The organism is Lysinibacillus macroides (assembly GCF_001281525.1).
GTDB lineage: Bacteria > Bacillota > Bacilli > Bacillales_A > Planococcaceae > Lysinibacillus > Lysinibacillus macroides.
In genome coordinates this window covers 1-670 of sequence record NZ_LGCI01000015.1, presented here as the reverse complement: position 1 = coordinate 670, position 670 = coordinate 1, and the positions used below count along the sequence as shown (strand labels likewise).

Below are 670 nucleotides of genomic sequence, written 5' to 3'. Positions count from 1 at the left end.
CATTCGGAGTTTGTCTGAATTCGGTAAACCGGGATGGCCCCCTCGTCCAAACAGTGCTCTACNTCTTATCACTCGCAGTCTGACTCCCGTGTATAAATATCTGGCATTCGGAGTTTGTCTGAATTCGGTAAACCGGGATGGCCCCCTCGTCCAAACAGTGCTCTACCTCCAGTATTCTCATCACGAGGCTAGCCCTAAAGCTATTTCGGAGAGAACCAGCTATCTCCAGGTTCGATTGGAATTTCTCCGCTACCCACACCTCATCCCCGCACTTTTCAACGTGCGTGGGTTCGGGCCTCCAGTAAGTGTTACCTTACCTTCACCCTGGACATGGGTAGATCACCTGGTTTCGGGTCTACGACCACGTACTACTTCGCCCTATTCAGACTCGCTTTCGCTGCGGCTCCGCCTTCTACAGCTTAACCTTGCACGTAATCGTAACTCGCCGGTTCATTCTACAAAAGGCACGCTATCACCCATTAACGGGCTCTAACTACTTGTAGGCACACGGTTTCAGGATCTCTTTCACTCCCCTCCCGGGGTGCTTTTCACCTTTCCCTCACGGTACTGGTTCACTATCGGTCACTAGGTAGTATTTAGCCTTGGGAGATGGTCCTCCCGGATTCCGACGGAATTTCACGTGTTCCGCCGTACTCAGGATCCACTCTGG

1 rRNA gene is annotated in these 670 nt (G+C 52.2%); it reads right to left on the bottom strand.

Annotation, left to right across the window (positions count from 1 at the left end):
* Positions 1-670: ribosomal RNA gene (locus ADM90_RS23550) — 23S ribosomal RNA — on the bottom strand; the annotation flags it as partial.